The following is a 20082-nucleotide window of genomic DNA, read 5'->3' on the forward strand; positions in this document are numbered from 1 at the left end:
ATTTTCACAGTCAGCGCAACAATGTCCGCATCCAGTCCCGCCGCCCCGGTCGTCACCCGCTTCGCCCCCTCGCCCACCGGCTTCCTGCACATCGGCGGCGCGCGCACGGCGCTGTTCAACTGGCTCTACGCCCGCCACCATGGCGGCCGCTACCTGCTGCGGATCGAGGATACCGACCGCGCCCGCTCCACCGAACCCGCCATCGCCGCCATCCTCGACGGCCTCGACTGGCTCGGCCTGACACCCGACGAACCGCCCAGCTTCCAGTTCGAACGCGCGCCCCGCCACGCCGAGGTCGCCCGCGGCCTGCTCGACTCCGGCCATGCCTACCGCTGCTACGCGACGCCCGAGGAGCTGGAGGCGATGCGCGCCGAGCAGAAGGCCAGGGGCCTGCCGCAACGCTATGACGGCCGCTGGCGGGACCGCGCGCCTGGCCCGGAACAGCATAACCAGCCCTTCGTCATCCGCCTCAAATCCCCGACCGTTGGCAGCACCACCGTTGCAGACCGGGTGCAGGGCGACGTCACCGTCAGCAACAGCGAGCTCGACGATTTCGTCCTGCTCCGCTCGGACGGCACGCCCACCTACATGCTCGCCGTCGTGGTGGACGATCACGACAGCGGCGTCACCCATGTCATCCGCGGCGACGACCACCTCAACAACGCCTTCCGACAGCTCGCGCTGATCCGGGCGCTCGGCTGGCCCGAACCCGTCTATGCCCATGTGCCGATGATCCATGGCGCGGACGGCGGCAAACTCTCCAAGCGCCACGGCGCGCTGGGCGTGGAGGCCTACCGCGACGAGATGGGCATCCTTCCCGAAGCGCTGGAAAACTATCTCCTGCGCCTCGGCTGGGGCCATGGCGACATCGATCTCATCGACCGCGCCGGCGCCATCGCCCTGTTCGATCTCGATGGCGTCGGCCGCTCGCCCTCGAAATTCGACCTCAAAAAGCTGGAAAGCGTCAACGCCCATTATCTGAAGATTGCCGACAACGCCCGGCTGACGGCGCTGGTCACGCCCCGACTCGCCGCGCTCGCCGGCACGGACATCACCGCCCAACAACAGTCGATGTTGCAGGGCAGCATGGAAGAGCTGAAACAAAGATCCAAGGATCTCAATGTTCTGGCAGCATCCGCGCTCTATCTCGTTCGCACCCGCCCACTGCCTCTCGACGCAGCTGCACAAAAGCTGTTAGACCCGGCGGGACGGTCGATGCTGGCCGCCACGCGCGAGCGGTTGCAGGCGCTGCCGGACTGGACCCGGGAAGCGCTGGAGGCAGCGGCGACCGCACTGGCGACCGAACAGGGCATTGGGCTGGGGAAGGTGGCGGGCCCGCTCAGGGCCGCGCTCACCGGAACCACCGCTTCGCCCAGCGTGTTCGGCATCCTCGCGGTGCTGGGCCGCGGGGAAAGCATCGCCAGGATCGACGACGCACTGGCGCCCGCCTGAGACGCCACAAGAAACAGGGACGACGCAATGAGCAGCACGGCGACACTTTCCATCGGCGACAAGAATTTCGACTATGCCGTGCGCTCCGGCAGCGTCGGTCCCGACGTCATCGACATCCGCAAGCTCTACGCCCAGACCGGCGCCTTCACCTTCGATCCCGGCTTCACCAGCACCGCCGCCTGCGAATCGGCACTGACCTACATCGACGGTGACGAAGGCGTCCTGCTCCACCGTGGCTATTCGATCGAGGAACTGTCCGAGCAGTCGAGCTTCATGGAAGTCGCCTATCTGCTGACCGAAGGCGAACTGCCCAGCCGGGAACAGCTGGAAAAATTCACCTACACCATCACCCGCCACACGATGGTGCACGAACAGCTCGCGCAATTCTTCCGCGGCTTCCGTCGCGATGCCCACCCGATGGCGATCATGTGCGGCGTCGTCGGCGCGCTCAGCGCCTTTTACCATGATTCGACCGACATCAACGATCCCAAGCAACGCGAGATCGCCAGCCACCGGCTGATCGCGAAAATGCCCACCATCGCCGCCATGGCCTATAAATATTCGGTCGGCCAACCGTTCATGTATCCGGACAACAGCCTGTCCTACACCGGCAATTTCCTGCGCATGACCTTTGGCGTGCCGGCGGAACCCTATGTCGTCAACCCGGTGGTGGAGCGCGCGCTCGACCGCATCTTCATCCTGCACGCCGATCACGAGCAGAACGCGTCGACCTCCACCGTCCGCCTCGCCGGCTCCTCGGGCGCCAACCCCTTCGCCTGCATCGCCGCCGGCATCGCCTGCCTGTGGGGCCCGGCGCACGGCGGCGCCAACGAGGCCGCGCTCAACATGCTGCGCGAAATCGGCACGCCCGACCGCATCGCCCATTATATCGAGCGCGCCAAGGACAAGAACGACCCCTTCCGCCTGATGGGCTTCGGCCACCGCGTCTACAAGAACTACGACCCGCGTGCGACCGTCATGCAAAAGACCGTCCGCGAAGTCCTCACCGCACTCAACGTCAACGACCCGATCTTCGAGGTGGCGCTGCAGCTGGAGGAAATGGCGCTGAGCGACAGCTATTTCATCGAGAAGAAGCTGTTCCCAAACGTCGATTTCTATTCAGGGATCATCCTGTCCGCCATCGGTTTCCCCACCAGCATGTTCACCGCGCTGTTCGCGCTCGCCCGCACCGTCGGCTGGATCGCGCAGTGGATCGAGATGATCAGCGACCCCGAACAGAAGATCGGCCGCCCCCGCCAGCTCTACACCGGCCCCGCCATGCGCCCCTACGTGCCGCTCAGCGCGCGATAGCTCAAAACCGAACGCGCCAACCAGCCTCAACGGCGCCCTTTGGTGCACGCCGCCCCGGCGTGTTCGGCGAATCGCCCTGCCAGCGCCCCTCCAGCCGCAAGTCGCCAAGCGACGTCGGCCATTCCACGCCCGCCCCGAGCATCGCGAATTTCTCGTTGTTCGCCGACACGCGATTGATTGTCAGGCCGCGCACGGTGCCATCGGGCGCCGTCGCCGGGAACGGCGGGTTGCCGACATTGTTGAAGTTGAGATGCACCGACCGCACCACGCCGAACCAGCGCCGATTGCTGGTGTCCGTCACCGACAGGTTGAACGCAAGATTGCGACTATCGCCGTCTGTCCAGTAGCCAATCGGTCGCTTGTTATAGGCAAAACCATCGAAATACAGGCTGTTGTTGTACAGTGAGCCCGGATAGACCGTCTCTCCGCCCGTGAGCTTCTCCAGCGGCGTGCCATTGAACAGGCTCGCCGCCTGGGTATCGGCATATTCCATGTTGAAGGACCAGCTCGCGCCCCGCCGACCCAGCGGCCCGCTCAGTGTCATCCCGATCAACCGGCCATATTGCTCCAGGATGATATTGTCGAAATCCTCCGCCTCCGCCTCGGCATAAAGCTTCACCGCCAGCCGCGGGAAACGGTGCGTATAACTGATATCAAACCCTGCCAGCTGGTTCCCGGCTTGCTGCAAAAACGCCTGCGGATCACCGGGCGTCGGGTTATCGGCATTGCCAATACCCACGAATGATTGAAAAATCTGCTTGAAGCCACAAGGCCGCCCCTTGCCGCACAGCATCTGCGCCCGGTTCAGCCCGATCTGCAACCCCTTGGCCGGCTCGAAACTCAACCGCGTGCCCACGGTGATGATATTGTTGTAATCGCGTCGCTTCTCATCCAGCACGCCGCCGAAAATCTCGAACCGCACCGGCCCCAGCCAGCGCAGCACCGGAAAATCGATCGGCTCCGGCATCAGCCGCGTGACCCCGAATTTCGGAAACGGCCGGGCGCTGTTGGAAAACAGCAGCGCGCCATCGCTGCCCGGCCCGAACCAGTGCGTGCTCCAGCCGGCGTGAAAGGCCCAGTTGCCCGCCAACACCACCAGCTGCGTGCCATCCGGCTTGAAGGCGCTGCCGTCCTGGTTGGTGCGTACGGCGCCCCCCACCGCCAGGCTCCATCCATCGCTGTTCAACTCGGCACGGCCGCTGACATCCGCGGTCGCCCGTGCGGTATCGGAAAAATCGCGCGCCAGCGCCTCGCGGTTGGTCCCCCGGATTGCGCCATCGAACGCGCGGTCCTGCTCGGCATGGTCCGCCAGCCGGCTCAGCCGGTTCACCGCCGCCAGCAAATGGGGCGGCAATTCCCGGCCGTCGCGTGCCCGATCGATGCCGGCACCGATCTGCGCCCAGGGCAGCGGCCAGCTGTCGATTGGCCCGTCGATCAACCCCTCGGCCTTCAGCGCCTCGACATCCTGCCGCAATTGCCGGTCTCCCGGCGCCGCCAGCGGCCCTGCGGTCGCCACCGAACCCCACAGCAACAGGGCTCCCGCCAGGCCAACCCTCACAACGGCCATTCCCGTTCCGCCAACGCCAGCGCCCGCGCGTCATCCACATCCAGCCATGGGGCATCGCCACCATCCACCACCCCCGCCATTCCCTGTTTCGCAAGCACGGCAACACCTTCACTCAAACTTGGCGCCGCCATCGGCGCCAACGCCCGCACCAGCGACGGTCCCACCACAAACAAGCCCGTGTCATAGGCGTCGTAGATGACAAGCGCCTTACCAATCGCCGCGATTGCGCCACGCTCCGTCCGAACGCGGGTCACGTCGGCCTCGTCCACCCAGGGATGCCCCAACCGCCGGTCCACCGCCAGAGTCAGCGGCAGCCGCGCCGCCGTCGCTGTCCGCGCCACCAGCCCCGGGCTCAACAGATGGTCCGCCATGCACAGCAGCGTCGGGCCATCGATGGCCGAACGGGCGGCGAGCAGCGAAACCCCGTTGGGCGTTGTCTCCCACACCGCATTCACCACCGTCGCCGGCCGCAGTGCATGCCCCGCCGCCGCGGCCGCCACGGCGTCGGCCCGATAGCCCACCACCACCGTCGCCGACGTGGCGCCGCCCGCCATTAGGGCGTCCAGCACGTGCAGGATCAGCGCCCGGCCCCGAAAGAGCGCCAGCGGCTTCACCGGCGCCACGTCGCGCAACCGCGACCCGGCACCCGCTGCGAGCACGACCGCGTGCATCGCTCAATGCTTCGTGTTGGCGCCCTTGATGAAGGCTTCCAGCGCCTCGAAGGCATCGCGGTCCGGCACCTGCACCGGCGGATGCTTGCAGAAACTCGACGACGCCGGGTGAATGATGCCACCGATGCCGCGATCCTTCGCCACCTTGGCGCAGCGGATCAGGTCGATCGCCACGCCGGCGCTGTTCGGGCTGTCCTCCACCGACAACCGCAACTCGATGTTCATCGGCACGCCGCCGAACATGCGGCCTTCCATGCGCAGGAAACACACCTTGTTGTCGTTCTGCCAGGCAACATAGTCCGATGGCCCGACATGGATGTTGTCGTCGTCCAGCCGGCGCTCGGCCACCGACTGCACGGCTTCGGTCTTACTGGTCTTCTTGCTGGCCAGCCGGTCCTTGTTCAGCATGTTCAGAAAGTCGGTGTTGCCGCCCGTGTTCAGCTGATAGGTGCGATCCAGCCGCACGCCACGCTGCGCGAACAGGTCGGTCAGCGTCCGGTGCACGATGGTCGCGCCGATCTGCGCCTTGATGTCATCGCCGATCAGCGGCACGCCGGCTTCCAGGAAGCGCCGCGCCCAATCGGGATTGCTGGCAATGAACACCGGGATGTTGTTCACGAACGCCACGCCGGCCTTCAGCGCCGCCTCGGCATAGAATTCGGTCGCCGCCTGGCTGCCCACCGGCAGATAGTTCATCAGCACATCGGCTTCGCTCGCCTTCAGCACCTCGACCACATCGGCAAGGCTCGGCTCGGGGGCGTCCGCCACGCGAAAGCTGCGCGCCTCGCTGTAATCCGCCATGTGCGCGCTCACGCCGTCCAGCACCGCGCCCATCCGCACCTTCACGCCCGAATCGGGAACATGATCGCAGAACACCGCCGTGCAGTTCGGCTTGGCGAAAATCGCATCCGCCACATCCTGACCCACCTTGCGCCGGTCGACGTCCCAGGCCGCCACCACGCGGATATCCTTCGGCCGATAGCCGCCCAGATCCCAATGCGACAGGCCGATGGCCTCGTTCGCGCCACCGTTGCTGTAATGCGCGATGCCCTGCACCAGCGAGCTTGCGCAATTGCCGACGCCAACGATGGCAAGATTGATTTGGTTCATGCTGGTCCCAGACCCTTTAACATTTTTGTCACGGAATCGGCCTCACCTAGAGACATCGCCGCGTTGGGGCAAGAAATCATAAGCTGTTGTCACAAAATTGTTGGCGATCTGTGCACTGTGCACCGTGCCATAGCTGGCAAGGGCGCGCAGCATCCGCCACAAACAGACCCCCCAGGTGACCATGGCATAGGCCAGGATCACCCCGAATCCGGCAAACCACGCGCCTGCCGCGGCGAACGGCAGCAGGGTCCAGAAATGCGTGTTGCGCCGGCCGGCCACCAGACGCCAGCGCCGCTCGAAGCCGCCCCAGTCGTCCAGCTGCCGACCGGTAAAACGCCGGAAAAACTCCCCCTGCACCGCCTCCGCCAGCGCAAACACGCTGATCCCCAACGCGATCAGCCAGCCCGCCAGCCCCGCCCCCTGCCCGGCAAACCAGCTGCCCAGCGCCAGATACCAGCCATATTCCAGCACCTTGTCCAGAACATGCTCCAGGTCACCCCAGCGACTGTATTCGATCCGCGCGCGGGCCAGCTTGCCATCCACACCGTCCAGCGGCCCGATCAGCAGCACCAGGATCAGCCCGGTCCACAGCCATCCGGTAGCAAAGGCGACGATCGCGGCCACCCCCACCAGCCCGCCGAACACCGTCACCATGTTCGGCGTGACCGGCGTCGGCAGCAGCAGCCGCACCAGCGCATCCTCGACCGGCGGGTGAAGGAACCGCGCCGGCCAGTCCAGGCACCCCTTCTGCGCATCCGCGATCACCACATCGGTCAGCCGTGCCGCTGCCGCCGCCGTCCGCGGCCGCCCCCAGCGCAGCGGCACCCGCCGCCGCCGCGCCGGCGCATAATCCTCCAGCGAATCGAGCAGCAGCCGCGCCGCGCCATGTTCCACCGCGGTCCGCACCAGCGTCGATCCCAGCTCCCACTCCCCCAGGCCACGCAGCACGTCGCGCACCAGCGGGGCGGGCAGCACCGCCACGCCGCTCCACAATGTCTCGGCATCCAGCCGCTCGGCATCCGGCCCCGGCGGCACCTGCCACACCGCCAGCCGGCACGCCGCCCCATCCGCCAGCGTCGCGTTGACGATCCGCTCGTCCAGCTCCACACCGTCCGCCAGCAACAGCACCCGGTCGTCATCCCCGATCAGTGCCGCCGCCGCGGCCGCCGCCTCCACGATCGTCACCCCCGGCATCGCCTGCAACCGCTCGCGCAGCAGTGCCGGCAACGCCGGCGCCACCACCAGCGTCCGCTCCGCCCCCACCCGCCGCACCAGCCGCACCTGCCGTTCCAGCAAGGATCGGCCGGCAACCGGCAGCAAACCGGAAGGCGACGATTCCGGACCGGTCTCGCCCAGGGACAGCAACGCAAGCAGGGACATTCGCGCCTCATAGGGGCGCGCGGCGGCAATTGCCAAGCGCCAAGCGTTGCGCCACACGCGCCGCCATGAGTCCGACCGCTCCCCGCGCACCATTCGTCGACAGCAGTCGCCCGCGCGAGATCGAGCCGCTCAGCAACCGCCTGCTCATCCACCGCGTTTCCAATGCGCTGCTGCCGCTCGCCATCCGCGCCGGCATCCACCCCAATCTGGTCTCGCTCACCGGCCTCGCCTGCGGCCTGCTCGCTGCCCTCGCCTATGCCGAATGGCGGTACCCGCTCGCCTGCCTCGCCGGCCTCGTGCTGATGCTCGCCTGGCACATTGCCGACGGTCTGGACGGCAGCCTCGCCCGCGCCACCGGCAAGACCAGCGACTTCGGCCGGCTGGTGGATGGCATCGCCGATTACGCCACCTTCGTCGCCGTCTATCTGGCGCTCGCCCTCTCGCTCGAAAACTGGCCACTGGCGCTGGCGGTCGCGGTCCTCTCCGGCGCGCTCCACGCGCTGCAATCCATGTTCTACGAGGCCGAACGCGCCACCTACATCCGCCGCCTCAGCGGCCGCTTCGCCGCCACCCCGCGCAGCGCCGCCGGCGGCCCGATCGAGCGCCTCTACAACCGCGGAGAGGCCTGGCTCGGCAACCGCACCCGCCCGTTCGACGACCATCTGCGCCGCGCCCCCCCCGCCCACCACCAGGCGCTGCTCGCCGCCTGGGCCAGCGCCGCCGCCCCGCGCCTGAAGGCGCTCACCCTGCTCAGCGCCAACGCCCGCACCGTCGCCATCTTCCTCGCCTGCATCGCCGGCTCGCCCTGGCTGTTTTGGGCCTACGAGATCATCGGCCTCACTCTCCTCGCCCTGTTTCTCGGCCGCCGCCTGCGCCAGGTCGAGCAGACCCTGTTGCAAGATCAACCTCGCTGCTAAAGCAATCGAAACACAATCACGGGGCGCCCCTTTCCATGACCGACCGGCCCAGGCCACCTTCCCGCACGCCCTTCCTGCTGGCCGCGCTGCTCAGCCTCGCCTGGGTGGCCGCCATCCTCTGGGCGGTCGCCCGGGGCCACCTCCCTGTCCTCACCCCCGCCGACGCGCTCGCCCTCGTCGCGCTCATCCTCTCGCCGCTCGCCCTCCCCTGGGCGCTCGCCGCCGCGCTGCTCGCCCGCAACGCCGCCATCGGCGCCGCCATCGACCCGCTCGCCGTCCATGGCGAAGGCGTGCTGGAGGCGACCGAACAGCGCCTGACCGGCATCGTCAGCCGCATGGACGCGGTGCGCTCGCTGCTGCAGGATGACCTCGCCGCCATCCGCGCCGCCGCCGATGCGCTCGAAACCCGGGGCGCCGCCGCCCACGCCGCGCTGGTCGACGCCACCGCCGCCGCGGCCGCCGCCAGCGACGCCGGTCGCGCGCTCGAAGCCGCCCTCCCCGCCGTCCGCCAACAGTCGGAGGCTGTGCAGCAGGCCATGACCGCCGGCGGCGCCGAGACCGAGCGGCAGGCCACGCTCGTCGCGTCGCTCGCCCGCACGCTCGCCGAACGCCAGGCCGAACTGGCACAGGCCGCGCAGGTCACCGGCGGTGTCCTGAACGAGGCCCTCGCCGCGCTGGAAAGCCGCGCCACCGCCACCCGCGCGCATGTCGAAGGCCAGGCCGTCGCTTTGAAGGCCGATGCCGACGCCGCCTTCGCCGCCACCGAGGCCGCGACCGCCGCGATGCGCGACGGCGTCGCCGCCCAGTCCGCCGCGCTAGCTGCCAGCCTCCAGTCGGCGCAATCCAGCCTCACCCAGATCGGCAACGACGCCGCGCGCGCCATCAGCGCCCGTCTCGACAGCCTCGCCGGCCAGGCCGCCACGCTCGAAGCGCGCCTCGCCGCCCAGGGCGCCGCCGTCGACCAACTCTCCGCCAACGCCGACCGCGCCTTCAAGGTGCTCGACGGCCGCCTCGACCACAGCGCCCGCCAGACCGAGGGCAATCTCGACCGGCTCGACAGCCGCCTCGCCGCCAGCCGCGCCGCCATCGATTCGCTGGGCGAACCGATGCGCGACGCGCAGGCCGCCGCCGAAGCCCTTGATGCCGCCGTCGCCCGCCTGAAGGCCATCACGCTCGACACCGTGGACGCCTTGGGCGCCACGCTCCCGGAACGCACGGTGGAGGCCAGCCGCGCCGCCGAAACCATGACCTCGGAATTGACCGCCCTCGTCCGCGTCATCGAGGCAGCGCACGAAAAAGCCGCCGCGCTCGCCGCCCCCATCCACGACAGCAAGGCCGCGCTGCTCGCCGCCGCCGACGATTTCGCCCGCCAGCGCGACAATGTCGAAACCGCCGGCCAGGCGCTGGTCGTCGAACTCAACCAGGCGAAACAGCTCATCGCGGAGGTTAACGACGCCACCGACGCCACCTCGCTCGCCGCCGCCACCCGTCTGGTCGATGCCATGAACCGCGTGCGGGACGTGGCGGCGCAGGCCGCCGGCACCATGCGCGACACGCTCGCCGGCGTGATCGAGGAAGCCCGCACCGGCCTCGCCGACGCCGCCGGAGACGCAACGCGCAAGGCCTTCGTCACCCCGATCCGCGAACAGGCCGAGGCCGCCGTCGCCGCCTCAGAGGCCGCCGGCACCCGCGCCCAGGCCGTCGTCGGCCGCGTCGCCGCCAGCATCGCCGCGCTCGCCGAAACCCTTGCGCTGATGGACGCGAAGGTCGCCGCGCGCGACGCGGAACTCGGCGTCAGCAGCAACGAAGCGCTTGTCGCCGCCGCCGCCGCGCTCAACGACCGCCTGGCGCAGGCCGGCATCGACCTCACGCGCGCCATGGGCGCCACCCTGTCCGATGCCGACTGGACCGCCTGGGCGAAAGGCGAACGCGGCCTGTTCGGCCGCCGCGCCGTCGAACTCACCGCCAAGTCCGACCGCACCGCCCTCAGCGCGCTCGCCGCCCGCGACCCGGATTTCAACGCCGCCGCCCGGCGCTACATCGGCGATTTCGAGGCGCTGACCAGCCGCTTCACCGGCGACCGCCGCGGCGAAACCCTGATCGCCCTGCTGCGGGACGGCCCCCAGGGCCGCCTCGCCGCCGCCCTCACCGAAGCGCTGGACTGATCAGCGGGCGACGGAAGGCCGCCAGCCGGGAATATCGTCCACACCCACCCAGCCGAAGATAAAATTGGCGTAGAAGACCGCGAACAACAGCGCCGAGATCAGCGTCGTCCACAACAGCTTGCGCGGCATCGACAGGTTCGCCGGCGCGCTCGGCGCCTGCCCCGGCACCTCCTCCTGCCCCACCTCCCGCGCCGTCTTCACGCCATAGGGCAGCACCAGGAACAGCGTGAAGCTCCAGAACAGAAGATAGATGGCAAGGATCGAATACCAGCGCATCCCCGCCGGTTAACCCCCCGCCCCCGCCCCCACAAGCGCCCCATTGCCGCAGAGCTCGCACAAGCGCAACGGCATGGGTTTCAGGGCACCCGCAGGCTTTCCCCCGGCACGGGGGAGCGACTCGCGCTTGCGCGAACGGAGGGGGCCAGCGGGCGAAAAAACGCCACCCCGCTCGTACCACCCGCTTCGCCCGTCATCAGAACTTCGCCAGCGTCACCTCGGTCAGCGGCTTCTTCCCCGTCCACGCCTTGCTTACCCGGCGCAGCGCCACCTTCACCTCATCCACCAGCCGCCGCTCGTCGCGGTTCCCTACCTTGTTCGCCGCCTTCTCCGCCGCCTCGCGCAGCTCGGCCACGAAATCATCGGCCTCATCCTCCACCGGCACCCCCAGCGCCGTCACGATCGGATCGGTCGCCAGCGCCCCCTTGCGGTCGAACAGCAGCGCGCAGGTGATGACCCCGCCATGCCCCAGCTTGCGCCGCATGTTCAGCGTCGCGCCGTCCGCCGGCAGGATCACGTCGCCGTCCAGCACCAGCCGGCCGACCGGTTCATGGCCCACGATCTCCGCCTTGCCCGGGGCCAACCGAATGACCGTGCCGTTCATCGGCACCACCGCCTGCGGCACGCCCTGCGCCCGCGCCAGCCGCGCATGTTCCTCCATGTGCCGGCGCTCGCCATGCACCGGAATGGCGATCTCCGGCCGGATCCAGTCGTACATCGCCCGCAGCTCCGGCCGTCCCGGATGGCCGCTGACATGCACATAGGCCTGCTTCTCGCCGATGATCTCGATGCCGCGCGCCGCCAGCGCATTCTGCACCCGCCCGATCGCGATCTCGTTCCCCGGAATCTGCTTCGATGAATAGACCACCAGGTCGCCGCGCTCCAGCTTGATCGGGTGCGTGCCCTCCGCGATCCGCGCCAGCGCCGCCATCGGCTCGCCCTGGGTGCCGGTGGACAGGATCAACAGCGTCTCCGGCCGCGCATTCGCCGCCGCCTCCCAGCTCATCGTCTCGGGAAAATCCTTCAGGTAACCGGTCGCCTTCGCCACGTCGCGGATGCGCTCCATGCTCCGCCCGGCCAGCACCAGCCGCCGGCCGGTCTCCCGCGCCACCGCCGCCAGCGTGTCCAGCCGCGTCGCGTTGCTGGCAAAGGTCGTCACCAGCACGCGGCCGGTCTTGCGCCCCTTGATCAGCTTGATCAGGCCATCGCGGACATCCCCCTCGCTGCCGCTCGCTACCTCGTTGAAGGCGTTGGTGCTGTCCCCCACCAGCGCCAGCACGCCCGAATCGCCGATCGCCCGCAGGTCGGCCTCGGACGCCGGATCGCCCAGCAGCGGGCGCTCGTCGAACTTCCAGTCGCCGGTGTGGAAAATCCGCCCCAGCGGCGTGTCGATCACCAGCGCATTGCCCTCGGGAATGCTGTGCGCCAGCGCCACATAGCGGGCGCTGAAATCGCCCAGCGTCACCGTCCCGCCCATCGGCACGACATGCAGCTTCACCCTGTTGGCGATGCCCTCCTCGTCCAGCTTCTTGCGGATCAGCCCCGCGGTGAACGGCGTCGCATAAAGCGGCGCGTCGAGATCGCCCGCCAAATAGGGAATGGCGCCGATATGGTCCTCATGGCCGTGCGTCAGGATGATGCCCAGCAGATTGTCCAGCCGCTCCTCGATGAACTGCAAGTCGGGCAGCACCAGCTCCACGCCGGGCAGGCTGGGATCGGCGAATGTCATCCCCAGGTCGACCATGATCCACTTGGCACGCTCGACATCCGGCCCGATGCCATAGAGGTTGACGTTCATGCCAATCTCGCCAGACCCGCCCAACGGCAGGAAGAACAGTTTATTTTTTTGGGTCATTTCAATCTTTTATATTGCGGGCGTGAAGAATGATCAGCCCGTCGATGGTCAGGTCGGGTTCGACCTTGTTCAACGCCGATGTATGCCGTCCGAACAGCGTTGCCAACCCTCCGGTTGCGATGGTGGTCACCGGTGCGGCAATTTCCGCGCCCAGCCGCGCCACCAGCCCCTCGATCAGGCCGACATAGCCCCAGAACACGCCGGACTGCATGGCATGCACCGTCGACTTGCCGATCGCCCCCGCCCCCTCCGGCGGCGGCTCCACCGCGATCCGCGGCAGCTTCGCCGCCGCCTGGTACAGCGCATCCATGCTCAGGTTGATGCCCGGCGCGATCACCCCGCCTTCATAGGCGCCGTCCGCCCCCACCACATCGAAGGTTGTCGCCGTGCCGAAATCCACCACGATCAGCGCGCCCGAATAACGCGCATGCGCCGCCACGGCATTCACCAGCCGGTCGGCGCCCACCTCGGCCGGATTGGGCAGGTTGATGCGCAAGCCCCAGTCGAAATCACCGTTCGCGACAAGCGGCTCCACCCCCAGATATTTCCGGCACAGCCGCTGCAGGTTGAACAGTGTCTGCGGCACCACCGTCGCGATGATCGCCGCGCCGATGCTGCCGAACGCCAGCCCCTCCAGCGTCAGCAGCTGGTTCAGCCACACGGCATATTCATCCGCCGTCCGCGCCCCCTCGGTGCGGATGCGCCAGCGATGCGCGATGGCACTGCCCTCGCACAGCGCGAACACGATATTGGTATTCCCCACATCGATCGCCAGCAGCATGGCTACACCCCAAAGATATCAGCGGCATAAATGCGCCGCAGCGAACCATCGGGCAAGCGCAAAGCCAGCGCGCCATCCGCCTCCAGCCCCGCCATCACGCCCACCACCGTCTCCCCCGGCAACCGCGCCTCGATCGCACCCTCCCGGAATGCCGCCCGCGCCAGCCAGTCCGCCCGTATCCCTGCGAACCCCCCGGCCACCCATTGTGCCCGCCGGGCCGCGAACGCCGCCGCCAGCCGCGCCGCGAAAGCCGCCGGCGTCACGGTCACCCCCCGCGCCGCCAGGCTGGTCGCGCGATACCCCGCATCGGGGGGATAATGCGCCAGGTTCACGCCGAACCCGATCACCAGCGCCGCCCCCGCCGCCTCCAGCAGGATGCCCGCCACCTTCGCCCCATCCAGCAGCACATCATTCGGCCATTTGATCTGTATCGCCAGCGGGCGGGGTGGGGGAAACAGCGCCGACAACGCATCATGCAGCGCCAGCGCCGCCACGAAACTCAGCTCCTGCCGCGGGCGCTCCGTGGCCGTCACCAGCACGCTCGCATGCAGATTGCCCGCCGGGCTGCTCCACGCCCGCGCCCGCCGCCCACGCCCCGCCGTCTGCACATCGGCGCGCACCCACTGTCCATCCGCCAGCCCCGCCGCCCGCGCCAGCAGCCAGTCGTTGGTCGAGCCGACCTCGGCCAGATGCTCGATCAGAACAGGCTCGCCGCCGCCCGCCGCGTCGCCACGCCCAGCGGCCCCAGCAGCAGATACCCCGCCGGCGAGCAGAAAACCGCCGCCGCCGCCAGCATCGCGCCGTTCAGCCGGCTGCCACCCGTCACCACCACGCCTGCCGGCGCATCGAAGAACAGTATCTTCACCACGCGCAGGTAATAATAGGCGCCCACCACGCTCGCCAGCACGCCGATCACCGCCAGCGGCCACAGGTTCGCCGCCACCGCCGCGTTGAACACGGCGAGCTTCGGCATGAAGCCGAACAGCGGCGGAATCCCCGCCAGGCTGAACATGAACAGCGCCAGCGCCGTCGCCAGCCACGGCCGCGTCCGCACCAGTCCCGCCAGATCGTCGAGCGTCTCCACCGCCCGGCCGTCGGCGTCGGTGAGCGCCAGCACGCACAGGAAGCTGCCCAGCGTCATCACCAGATAGACCGCCATGTAGAACAGCACCGCGCTGATCCCCGCCGGCGTCGCCGCCGCGAGCCCGATCAGCGCAAACCCCACATTGTTGATGCTCGAATAGGCCAGCAGCCGCTTCACATTGCTCTGGCCGATCGCCGCCACCGCCCCCAGCAGCATGGAGGCGATGGCCATGAAGATCACCACCTGCCGCCAGTCCGCCACCATCCCGCCGAACGCATCCATCGCCACCCGCAGCAACAGGCCCATGGCGGCCACCTTCGGCGCGCTGGCGAAGAACGCCGCCACCGGCGTCGGCGCGCCCTCATACACGTCCGGCGTCCACATGTGGAACGGCACCGCGCTGATCTTGAACGCCAGCCCCGCCAGCACGAAGGTCAGCCCCACCAGCGCGCCGATGCTCCGCGTCCCCGTCAACGCCGCGCCGATCCCCTGAAACGCCGTCGTCCCGGCAAAGCCATAGACCAGGCTCACGCCATACAGCAGCACGCCCGAGGACAGCGCCCCCAGCACGAAATATTTCAGCCCCGCCTCCGCGCTCTTCACCTCCTGCCGGTGAAACGCCGCCAAGACGTACGCCGACAGGCTCATCAGCTCCAGCCCGATATACAGCGTCAGCAGGTTGTTGGCGCTGACCATGATCCCCATGCCCAGCGTCGCCAGCACGATCAGCACCGGATATTCGAACCGCGCCGTGCGCGTGCGTTTCAGATAGGGCAGCGCCAGCAGCACCGACACCGCGGCACCGATCAGGATCACCACCTTCAGGAACGCGCTCAACGCGTCCGCGACATACAGCCCGTTCCACGCCAGCACCCGGCCCGGGCCGTCATCGATCAGGCTGGCACCGGCCAGCGCGAACAGCACAACCGCACCCCAGCTCAGCCCCACCAGCGAGCGGTCGCCCCGGAACACCCCGATCAGCAGCAGCACCATCGCGCCCGCCGCCAGGATCACTTCCGGCGCGCCCACCGCCAGCGATTGCCACAAGCCGCTCATTTCACCTCAGCCTTCGCCAGAACCACCGGCGTCTGCGGTGCCTTCGCGCTCTCCAGCCGCGCCATCAGGCTCGCGACCGGCGCCCGCAGCGGCTCCATGAACGGCTTGGGATAGACGCCCATCCACAGCGTCACCACGGCCAGCGGTACCAGGATGGCATATTCGCGCCTGTTCAGGTCCGGCATCGCCGCCGTCTCCGCCCCCGCCGCCCGGCCATAGGACACGCGGGCATAGAGCCACAGCATATAGGCCGCGCCCAAAATCACCCCCGTGGTCATCACGAACGCGAACCATGTGTTCGCCCGGAACATGCCCGTAAGCGCCAGGAACTCGCCCACGAACCCGCTGGTGCCGGGCAGCGCGATGCTCGCCATCGTGAACAGCAGGAACAGCACGGCATAGCGCGGCATCGTCGTCGACAGATCGCCATAGGCGGCAATCTCCCGCGTGTGCAGCCGGTCGTAGATCACCCCCACGCAGAAGAACAGCGCCGCCGACACGAAGCCATGGCTCAGCATCACCACCATCGCGCCCTCGATGCCCTGCGTGTTGAACGCGAACAGCCCGCCGGTCACGAACGCCATGTGCGCCACCGATGAATAGGCGATCAGCTTCTTCATGTCATTCTGCACCAGCGCCACCAGGCTGGTGTAAACCACCGCCACCATCGACAGCGCGAACACGATCCACATATGGGCGACGCTGGCATCCGGGAACATCGGCAGCGAAAAGCGGATGAAGCCATAGCCCCCCATCTTCAAGAGCACGCCCGCCAGGATCATCGAGCCCGCGGTCGGCGCCTCCACATGCGCGTCCGGCAGCCAGGTGTGCACCGGCCACATCGGCATCTTCACCGCGAAACTCGCAAAGAACGCCGCCCACAGCCAGCCCTGCGCCTGCACCGGGAAGTCATAGGCCATCAGCGCCGGAATGTCGGTCGTCCCCGCCGTCCGCACCATCCACAGCATGGCGAGCAGCATCAGCACGCTGCCCAGCAGCGTGTAGAGGAAGAATTTGTAGCTGGCGTAGATCCGCCGCTTCCCGCCCCAGATGCCGATGATCAGATACATCGGAATGAGGCCAGCCTCGAAGAAGATGTAGAACAGGAACAGGTCCAGGCTGGCAAAGACGCCGATCATCAGCGCCTCCATCACCAGGAAATAGGCGAGATATTCCGGCACCCGCGTCTTCACGCTGTCCCAGCCCGCCAGGATGCACAGCGGCATCAGGAACACCGACAGCAGGATCAGCACCAGGCTGATGCCATCCACCCCCAGGTGCCAGCTGAACAGCCCACCGAACAGCTCCGCCCGCTCGGTGAACTGGAACGCCGCCGTGCTGCTGTCGAACCGTGCCCACAGCACGCAGCCCGCCACGAACAGCAGCAGCGTCGTCGCCAGCGCCAGCCAGCGCGCGGTCCGCGCCCGCGCCGCCTCATCGCCGGGCAGGAACAGCACCGCCAGCGCCACCGCCAGCGGCAACAGGATCATCACACTCAACATCAACCGCGAACCATGAAAAATGTCGCCGCCGCCGCCACGCCCAGCAGCATCACCAGCGCATAGCTGTAGAGATAGCCGGTCTGGAACCGCCGCGCGACCCCGCTGCCCGCCGCCACCACCGCGCTCACCCCGTCCGGCCCGAAGCGGTCGATCACGCCGACATCACCGCGCTGCCAGAAAAACCGCCCGATGGCCTTCGCCGGCCGCACGAACAACCAGTCATACAGCTCGTCGAAATACCATTTGTGCACCAGGAAATCATGCAGCACCCGCCAGTGCGCCACGAACCGCGCCGGCGCCGCCGGATCGAGAATGTAATTCCGGAACGCGATCAGAAAACCGGTCGCCATCACCACGAACGGCGCCCAGTGCACCCAGCCCGGCACCGCCTCCAGCCGCTCATAGAAGGCCGCGCTGTGCACGATGGCGCCATTCCAGAACGCGTTCACGCTACCGGTGAAGGCGTCATGGAACAGGAACCCGGCGAACAGCGCCCCCACGCTCAGCAGCGCCAGCGGCACCATCATCGTCCACGGGCTTTCATGCGGATGATATCCCGCCGTCGGGTCTCCCTGCGCATCGCCATGGGCATGATGATGCCCGTCATGATGCACCGCATGCGCGATATGCTCGCTGCCCGCCCAGCGCGGCGTCCCGAAAAAGGTCAGGAAGATCAACCGCCAGCTATAGAAACTCGTCAGCAGCGCCGCCCCCAGCCCCACCCAGAAGGCCACCATCGCATGCTCGCTGCCATTGATGAAAGCCGCGAACAGGATCGCATCCTTGGAATAATAGCCGGACGTGAAGTTCAGCCCCGTCAGCGCCACCGTCCCGATCACCATCGCGGCGAAGGTGAACGGGATCGACTTCCGCAACCCGCCATAAAACCGCATGTCCTGCTCATGGTGCATGGCGTGGATCACGCTCCCCGCGCCCAGGAACAGCAGCGCCTTGAAGAAAGCGTGCGTGAACAGATGGAACATCGCCGCGCCATAGGCGCCGACGCCGGCGGCAAAGAACATGTATCCCAGCTGCGAGCAGGTCGAATAGGCGATCACCCGCTTGATATCGGTCTGCACCGTGCCCACCGTCGCGGCAAAGATCGCCGTCATCGCGCCCACATAAGTCACCACCGTCGCCGCCACCGGCGCCGCCTCGAACAGCGGCGACATGCGGCACACCAGGAACACGCCCGCCGTCACCATCGTCGCCGCGTGGATCAGCGCGGAAACCGGCGTGGGCCCCTCCATCGCGTCCGGCAGCCAGGTATGCAGCAGGAACTGCGCCGATTTCCCGCACGCCCCCACGAACAGCAGCAGCGCCACGCAGGTCAGCGCATCCGCCTGCGCGCCCAGAAACTCGAACGTCGTCCCCGCCATCCCCGGCAGCGCCTTCAGGATCGCGTCCAGCTCGACCGTGCCGGTCAGCATGAACAGGGCGAAAATCCCCAGCATGAAGCCGAAATCGCCCACCCGGTTCACCACGAACGCCTTGATCGCCGCGGCCGTCGCGCTCGGCTTGTTGTACCAGAACCCGATCAGCAGATAGGAGGCGAGACCGACCCCCTCCCAGCCGAAGAAGATCTGCACCAGATTGTCGCCCGTCACCAGCATCAGCATGGCGAAAGTGAAGAGCGACAGATAGGCGAAGAAGCGCGGCTGATCCGGATCCTCCGCCATATAGCCCCAGCTATAGAGATGCACCAGCGCCGACACGCTGGTGATCACCACCAGCATCACACCCGTCAGCATGTCCTCCTTCAACGACCAGTTCACCGCCAGATCGCCGGAGGCGAACCATTCCAGCACCTGCACATCCTGCGCCGGCGCGCCGCCCATCAGCCCGATGAACACCACCCAGCTCAGCGCCGCGGAGACGAACAGCGCCCCCGTCGTCACCAGCTTGGCCGCGGTGTTGCCGATGGCGCGATTGCCCAGCCCGGCGATCAGGAACGCCAGCAACGGCAGAAAGACGATGGCCTGAATCATCCGCGCATCACCGATACATCATCCACGGCAATGCTGCCCCGGTTGCGGAAATAGATCACCAGGATCGCCAGGCCGATCGCCGCCTCGCCCGCCGCCACCGTCAGCACGAACATCGCGAACACCTGCCCCACCATGTCCCCCAGGAACACGCTGAACGCCACCAGGTTGATGTTCACGGCCAGCAGGATCAGCTCCACCGACATCAGGATGACGATCACATTCTTCCGGTTGATGAAAATCCCCAGCACGCCCAGCGTGAACAGGATCGCGCCGACCCCCAGATAATGGCCCAGCCCGATCATTTGACGCCTTCCGCGGTATCCACGCCCGCGCCCAGCGCCGGCTTCGTCAAGGCGACCGCATTCTCCGCCGTCCGCGCATTCTGCTTGCCCACATCCTGCCGCTTCACCCCCGGCCGCTGCCGGTGCGTCAGCACGATGGCCCCGATCATCGCCGTCAGCAGGATCATGCCGCTCGCCTGAAACACGAACAGATAATCGGTGTACAATATCGTCCCCAGCGCCTGCGTATTGCTCAACCCCGCCCCCGGCACCGCCGCACGGCTGCCCAGCGCCACCGGAGAGAAATCCCAGCTCGCACCCAGGATCACCAGCTCCGCCAGCAGCACGCCGGCAATCGCCAGCCCGAACGGCAAATATCGCGTGAACCCGGCGCGCAGTTCGCTGAAATCGATGTCCAGCATCATCACCACGAACAGGAACAGCACCGCGACCGCGCCGACATAAACGATCACCAGGATCATCGCCAGGAACTCGGCGCCGATCAGCAGGAACAGCCCGGCGGCGTTGAAAAACGCCAGGATCAGCCACAGCACGCTGTGCACCGGGTTGCGCGCCAGGATCACCATCAGCCCGGAAAGGCAGACGATGCCGGCGAACAGGTAAAAGATGAAGGCCTGAACCACGTTCAGCGCGCGCCCCGGTTGATGAGAATCATTGTCGGCGTC

General features: G+C 67.6%; 17 protein-coding genes. 4 read left to right on the forward strand and 13 right to left on the reverse strand.

Going from position 1 to position 20082, the window contains the following annotated elements; all coding sequences use genetic code 11:
* Positions 1 to 21: 21 nt before the first annotated feature.
* Entirely contained in the window at positions 22 to 1452 is a 1431-nt protein-coding gene (gene gltX / locus H3309_RS10515; protein ID WP_182294673.1) for a glutamate--tRNA ligase, read from the forward strand.
* 27 nt (positions 1453 to 1479) lie between these two features.
* Positions 1480 to 2763 carry a citrate synthase gene (locus H3309_RS10520; protein WP_182294674.1) on the forward strand — a complete coding sequence of 428 codons (1284 nt, stop codon included), beginning with the start codon at positions 1480 to 1482 and terminating at the stop codon, positions 2761 to 2763.
* 1 nt (position 2764) lies between these two features.
* On the opposite strand, the gene H3309_RS10525 is transcribed toward H3309_RS10520, so the two are convergent.
* Genes H3309_RS10525 through H3309_RS17675 form a run of 4 tightly spaced genes read right to left on the reverse strand, consistent with a single transcriptional unit; the run spans position 2765 to position 7491 of the window.
* Complete coding sequence (locus tag H3309_RS10525; protein WP_182294675.1) at positions 2765 to 4330, reverse strand: capsule assembly Wzi family protein; 1566 nt, start codon at positions 4328 to 4330, stop codon at positions 2765 to 2767.
* On the reverse strand, positions 4318 to 5001 hold the full coding sequence (locus H3309_RS10530; protein ID WP_182294676.1) for a phosphocholine cytidylyltransferase family protein: 684 nt from the start codon (positions 4999 to 5001) through the stop codon (positions 4318 to 4320). Before H3309_RS10530 ends, H3309_RS10525 begins: the two co-directional genes overlap by 13 nt.
* Before the next feature lie 3 nt (positions 5002 to 5004).
* A complete protein-coding gene (locus tag H3309_RS10535) occupies positions 5005 to 6111 on the reverse strand; it encodes an inositol-3-phosphate synthase (protein ID WP_182294677.1) in 1107 nt (368 codons plus the stop codon).
* A gap of 42 nt (positions 6112 to 6153) precedes the next feature.
* Positions 6154 to 7491, reverse strand: a complete 1338-nt coding sequence (locus tag H3309_RS17675) for a CDP-alcohol phosphatidyltransferase family protein (RefSeq protein WP_182294678.1) — start codon at positions 7489 to 7491, stop codon at positions 6154 to 6156.
* A gap of 65 nt (positions 7492 to 7556) precedes the next feature.
* On the opposite strand from H3309_RS17675, the gene H3309_RS10545 reads away from it, so the two are divergent.
* A complete protein-coding gene (locus H3309_RS10545; protein WP_182294679.1) occupies positions 7557 to 8408 on the forward strand; it encodes a CDP-alcohol phosphatidyltransferase family protein in 852 nt (283 codons plus the stop codon).
* A gap of 35 nt (positions 8409 to 8443) precedes the next feature.
* On the forward strand, positions 8444 to 10573 hold the full coding sequence (locus H3309_RS10550; protein ID WP_182294680.1) for a hypothetical protein: 2130 nt from the start codon (positions 8444 to 8446) through the stop codon (positions 10571 to 10573).
* Here the strand turns inward: H3309_RS10550 and H3309_RS10555 are convergent, their stop codons facing one another.
* From H3309_RS10555 to H3309_RS10595, 9 genes are all read right to left on the reverse strand, one after another.
* Complete coding sequence (locus H3309_RS10555) at positions 10574 to 10849, reverse strand: DUF1467 family protein (protein ID WP_182294681.1); 276 nt, start codon at positions 10847 to 10849, stop codon at positions 10574 to 10576.
* 196 nt (positions 10850 to 11045) lie between these two features.
* Positions 11046 to 12704 carry a ribonuclease J gene (locus tag H3309_RS10560; protein WP_182294682.1) on the reverse strand — a complete coding sequence of 553 codons (1659 nt, stop codon included), beginning with the start codon at positions 12702 to 12704 and terminating at the stop codon, positions 11046 to 11048.
* Between the two features lies 1 nt (position 12705).
* Positions 12706 to 13485 carry a type III pantothenate kinase gene (locus tag H3309_RS10565; protein WP_182294683.1) on the reverse strand — a complete coding sequence of 260 codons (780 nt, stop codon included), beginning with the start codon at positions 13483 to 13485 and terminating at the stop codon, positions 12706 to 12708.
* Positions 13486 to 13487: 2 nt separating this feature from the next.
* Positions 13488 to 14186 (reverse strand): biotin--[acetyl-CoA-carboxylase] ligase, encoded by a 699-nt coding sequence (locus tag H3309_RS10570; protein ID WP_182298670.1) that lies wholly within the window; start codon positions 14184 to 14186, stop codon positions 13488 to 13490.
* Positions 14183 to 15625, reverse strand: coding sequence for an NADH-quinone oxidoreductase subunit NuoN (gene nuoN / locus H3309_RS10575; protein WP_182294684.1), 1443 nt, complete (start codon positions 15623 to 15625; stop codon positions 14183 to 14185). The genes H3309_RS10570 and nuoN overlap by 4 nt, the downstream gene beginning before the upstream one ends.
* Positions 15622 to 17127 carry an NADH-quinone oxidoreductase subunit M gene (locus H3309_RS10580; protein ID WP_182294685.1) on the reverse strand — a complete coding sequence of 502 codons (1506 nt, stop codon included), beginning with the start codon at positions 17125 to 17127 and terminating at the stop codon, positions 15622 to 15624. The genes nuoN and H3309_RS10580 overlap by 4 nt, the downstream gene beginning before the upstream one ends.
* Positions 17127 to 19115 (reverse strand): NADH-quinone oxidoreductase subunit L, encoded by a 1989-nt coding sequence (gene nuoL, locus H3309_RS10585; protein ID WP_182294686.1) that lies wholly within the window; start codon positions 19113 to 19115, stop codon positions 17127 to 17129. The genes H3309_RS10580 and nuoL overlap by 1 nt, the downstream gene beginning before the upstream one ends.
* The gene (nuoK, locus tag H3309_RS10590; RefSeq protein WP_182294687.1) at positions 19112 to 19417 is read right to left on the reverse strand and encodes an NADH-quinone oxidoreductase subunit NuoK; all 306 of its coding nucleotides are present in this window, start codon (positions 19415 to 19417) and stop codon (positions 19112 to 19114) included. Before nuoK ends, nuoL begins: the two co-directional genes overlap by 4 nt.
* Complete coding sequence (locus H3309_RS10595; protein WP_182294688.1) at positions 19414 to 20040, reverse strand: NADH-quinone oxidoreductase subunit J; 627 nt, start codon at positions 20038 to 20040, stop codon at positions 19414 to 19416. The genes nuoK and H3309_RS10595 overlap by 4 nt, the downstream gene beginning before the upstream one ends.
* Between the last annotated feature and the right edge of the window lie 42 nt (positions 20041 to 20082).

The sequence above is a fragment of the Sandaracinobacteroides saxicola genome (assembly GCF_014117445.1).
In the GTDB taxonomy this organism is placed as follows: Bacteria; Pseudomonadota; Alphaproteobacteria; order Sphingomonadales; family Sphingomonadaceae; genus Sandaracinobacteroides_A; species Sandaracinobacteroides_A saxicola.